This is a genomic window from Xanthobacter sp. BG11Y11_SDJG, assembly GCF_057364445.1.
This window is the reverse complement of the sequence record NZ_JBNFNU010000399.1, coordinates 1-3,901: the sequence shown is the minus strand read 5'-3', so window position 1 is coordinate 3,901 and position 3,901 is coordinate 1. Positions and strand designations below refer to the sequence as shown.

The following is a 3,901-nucleotide window of genomic DNA, read 5'->3' as shown; positions in this document are numbered from 1 at the left end:
CCCGCCGGAACCGCCGGGCCGGCCGCCTTGCCCTTGGCCGCTGCCGCAGGCTTGGTTGCTGCCGCAGGCTTGGTTGCTGCCGCAGGCTTGGCCGCTGCCGCAGGCTTGGCTGTCGCGGATTTGGCCGGCGACGGCTTGGCGGCAACGCCGGCCTTGCCCTTCGCGGTGCTCCTGCCCGTGACCGCCGGCTTGGGGGCGGCCGGGACCGTCTTGGCGGCGTCCGCGACCTCCTCGACCTCCAACAGCTCGGCGTTCTCCGCCACGTCCAGCACGTCCTCGCTCTTCGGCTTCTCCACCGTGCCGACGGTGGAGGCGCGCAGGCCCAGATGGATCAGGATGGGGGCGGCGACGAAGATGGTGGAATAGGTGCCGATGACCACGCCCACCGTCATGGCGAGCGAGAAGCCGCGCAGCACCTCGCCGCCGAAGAAATAGAGCGCCAGCGTCGCCAGGAAGGTGGTGGTGGAGACGATGATGGTGCGCGAGAAGGTCGCGTTCACCGCCGTGTCGAGCAATTCCGGCAGCGGCATCTTCTTGTAGCGCCGCAGCATCTCGCGGATGCGGTCGTACACCACCACCGTGTCGTTGAGCGAATAGCCCATGATGGTGAGGATGGCGGCGATGGAGGTCAGGTCGAAGTCGATCCCGAACGCCGAATAGATCATCAGCGTGACGAAGATGTCGTGCATCGTCGTGACGATGGCGCCGACCGCGAACTGCCACTCGAAGCGGAACCACAGATAGGCCAGCACGGCGAAGGCGCCGAGCACCATGGCGAGGATGGACTGGCGCACCAGTTCCTCGGAGACCGAGGGGCCGACGGTTTCCACGCGGCGCACGGAATAGTCGGCGCCGATCGCCTCGCGCACCCGGGCCACCATGGCCTGCTGCGCCTCGTCGGAGCCGGCGGAGCCGACACGGATCAGCACGTCGCGCGGCGAGCCGAATTCCTGGATCTGCACGTCGCCCACGTCGAGGTCGGTCAGATGCTCGCGCAGCGCGCCGATGTCCGCCTGCTGCTGGGAGGACTGGACCTCGATCAGCGTGCCGCCGCGGAAGTCGATGCCGAGGTTGAAGCCGACGGTGGCGAACAGGATCACCGCCACCAGGGACATCGCCGCCGAGAGCGGAAACGTCCAGTGGCGCAGGCGCATGAACTTGATGTTGGTCTGCGCCGGAATGTAGTCGATCAAGGGCATGTTCGGCGCCTTCAGATGGGCAGCTTCGCCGGCCGCCGCCACTTCACCCAGTAGGCGATCATCAGCCGCGTCAGGGTATAGGCGGTGAACACGGTGGTCAGAAGGCCGAGGATGTAGGTGACCGCGAAGCCGCGCACCGGTCCCGACCCGCCCATGAGGAACAGGATGACGGCGGTGGCGAGCGAGGTGATGTTGGCGTCGAGGATGGTGCCGAGCGCGTTCACGAAGCCCTTGTCGATGGCGGATATGGCCGAGCGCCCTTCGCGTGCCTCGTCGCGGATGCGCTCGAAGATCACGACGTTGGAATCCACCGCCATGCCGATGGTCAGAATGACGCCGGCGATGCCGGGCAGCGTCAGCGTCGCCCCGAGGATCGACTGCAGGGAGAACATCAGGGTGATGTGGACCACCAAGGCGATCAGCGCGAACACGCCGAACAGCCCGTAGATCGAGACCATGAACACGGCGACGAGGCCGGACGCCACATAGGCCGCCACCTTGCCGCTCTCGATGGAATCGGCGCCGAGGCTCGGGCCGACGGTGCGCTCCTCCACCACCTTGAGCGCGCCGGCAGGGCGCCGGCGCGCAGCAGGATGGCGAGGTCGTTGGCCTGCTGCACGGTGAAGCCGCCGGAAATCTGCCCCGAGCCGCCGAGGATGGGCTCGCGGATCACCGGAGCGGAGATCACGTGGTTATCGAGGACGATGGCGAAGGGACGGCCCACCGCCTCCTGCGAGACCACCGCGAAGCGCCGCGCACCATTGGAATTGAAGCGGAACGAGACGATCGGCTCGCGCGACTGCTGGTCGAAGCCCGGCTGCGCGTCCACCAGGTCCTCGCCGGAGACGCGCACCTGCTTCTCCACCAGATAGGGCTCGCCGTTCGGGCCTTCGAGCACCTCCGAATCCACCGGCGGGCGGCCTTCCAGCGCCTGCTGGGGCGACATGGACATGTCGACCATGCGGAACGAAAGCTTGGCGGTCTGGCCCAGCAGCGACTTCAGGCGCTGCGGATCCTGCAGGCCCGGCACCTGGACCAGGATGCGGTCCGCGCCCTGGCGCTGGATGTTGGGCTCCACCGTGCCGAGCTGGTCGATGCGGCGGCGGATGATCTCGATCGACTGGTCCACCGCCGAGCGGATGCGGGCGTTGAGGCCGGTCTGGGTCAGGGTCACGCTGACCGCGCCATCGGCGCCGGAGGAGACGGTCAGGTCCATCTCGCCGGTGGAATTGCCGAACAGGGTGTCGGTCACGGGCACGGCGAGCTTGCGCAGCTCGGTCACGGCCTTCTGGGTATCGGCCGGGTCGCGCACCCGCACGCTCACCGTGGTGTCGCGCACGGCGAGGTTGGAATAGCCGATCTTGGCGTCGCGCAGCACGCGCCGCACCTCGTCGCGCACCTGCTCGGCGCGCTCCTTGATGAGCGCCGGCCCGTCCACCTCGAGCAGGATGTGCGATCCGCCCTGCAGATCGAGGCCCAGCGTGATGTGGCTGGAGGCCAGCCACGACGGCAGATGGTCGAGCACGCGCTGCGGCAGCACGTTCGGCAGTGCGAACAATATGCCGAGCCCCGTGATGACGAGGATGGCCACGGTCTTGAAGCGGGAGAAGTGCAGCATCGGGCGCGCAGTCTTATGAAAGGTTCACTCGTCGCCGGCTCACACATTCGGGGGCGGAATGACCTCGTCCTTGGCCGGCTCGCCCTTGGCGCGCACCGAGGCGATGTGGGCGCGCAGCTGGCGCACCTTCACATTGTCGGCAACCTGAAGCTCGATCTCGTTCTCGTCGATCACGCGGCTCACCTTGCCGATCAGGCCGCCGGCGGTGACCACCACGTCGCCGCGGCGCAGGGCGTTCACCATCTCCTGGTGCGCCTTGGCGCGCTTCTGCTGCGGACGCAGGATGAGGAAGTACATCACCACGAAGATCAGCAGGAACGGGGCGAGCTGGATGAGCATGTCGGCACCGCCGCCGGCGGCCGGAGCGCCCTGGGCGAAAGCGGGCGAGATGAACATGAGCGTCCTCGTTGTGGTTCGTGGAATTCGGATGGCCGCGCCCCCGTTGGGGGTTCGGCGAAGCGGCCGGACTATACCGGGCGGCCCGTCGAATGCAAACGCATGCTCGCATGCGGCCTTGCGACCATATTCCGTTACGGAACTTTCGAGTCCGCACGCCCCCCGCCTGGCCCGTCGGCGCTCTTGACCGGAGGCCCGAATAAGGCTCCCAAGAAGGGCCGGCGGCGGGCCGGCGCCTCTCCTTTCGGATGCGGAACGCCCTGATGCAGCTCGACCGGATCGCCGAAGACCTCCTGGTGGCCCTGCGCTTCTATTCCCGCCTGCCGGTGGCGCCCAAGGCCGGCGCGGCGGACGCCTACGGGCCGCCGGACCTCGACCGCATCGCCTATGCCATCCCGCTGGCGGGCGCGGTGATCGGTCTCATCGGCGGCGCCACCCTTGTGCTGGGCCATTGGGTGGGATTCGGCACCGACCCGGCGGCTGTCCTGGCCGTGGCGGTGATGGTGCTCGCCACCGGCGCGGTGCACGAGGACGGCCTCGCCGACACGGCGACGGCTTCGGCGGCGGGCGCGATCCGGCGCGGCGGCTGGAGATCATGCGCGACAGCCGCATCGGCACCTATGGCGCGAGCGCGCTCGGCCCTGACGCTGCTGCTCAAGGTCACATGCCTCGCGACGCTGGTTTCGGT

At 68.4% G+C, this 3,901-nt stretch carries 3 protein-coding genes and 2 pseudogenes; 2 read left to right on the top strand and 3 right to left on the bottom strand.

From position 1 onward, the window contains the following. The 3 genes and pseudogenes from secF to yajC all read right to left on the bottom strand — a co-directional run. A partial coding sequence (gene secF / locus AC2W7M_RS21590) for a protein translocase subunit SecF (RefSeq protein ID WP_486134803.1) occupies positions 1-1,199 on the bottom strand: 1,199 nt, incomplete at its 3' end. Positions 1,200-1,210: 11 nt separating this feature from the next. After that, positions 1,211-2,817: pseudogene (secD, locus tag AC2W7M_RS21585) on the bottom strand (protein translocase subunit SecD). A gap of 39 nt (positions 2,818-2,856) precedes the next feature. Then, on the bottom strand, positions 2,857-3,213 hold the full coding sequence (gene yajC, locus AC2W7M_RS21580) for a preprotein translocase subunit YajC (RefSeq protein WP_486134801.1): 357 nt from the start codon (positions 3,211-3,213) through the stop codon (positions 2,857-2,859). Between the two features lie 248 nt (positions 3,214-3,461). On the opposite strand from yajC, the pseudogene AC2W7M_RS21575 reads away from it, so the two are divergent. Then, positions 3,462-3,830, top strand: a pseudogene (locus tag AC2W7M_RS21575) (adenosylcobinamide-GDP ribazoletransferase); the annotation flags it as partial. Beyond that, positions 3,800-3,901, top strand: a 102-nt coding sequence (locus tag AC2W7M_RS21570) for a hypothetical protein (protein WP_486134805.1), incomplete at its 3' end; no start/stop codon positions are given. The pseudogene AC2W7M_RS21575 and the gene AC2W7M_RS21570, both read left to right, overlap by 31 nt.

Excerpts from the sequence above, each read along its gene's own strand:
- yajC (WP_486134801.1), bottom strand. The coding sequence starts at position 3,213 with ATGTTCATCTCGCCCGCTTTCGCCCAGGGCGCTCCGGCCGCCGGCGGC.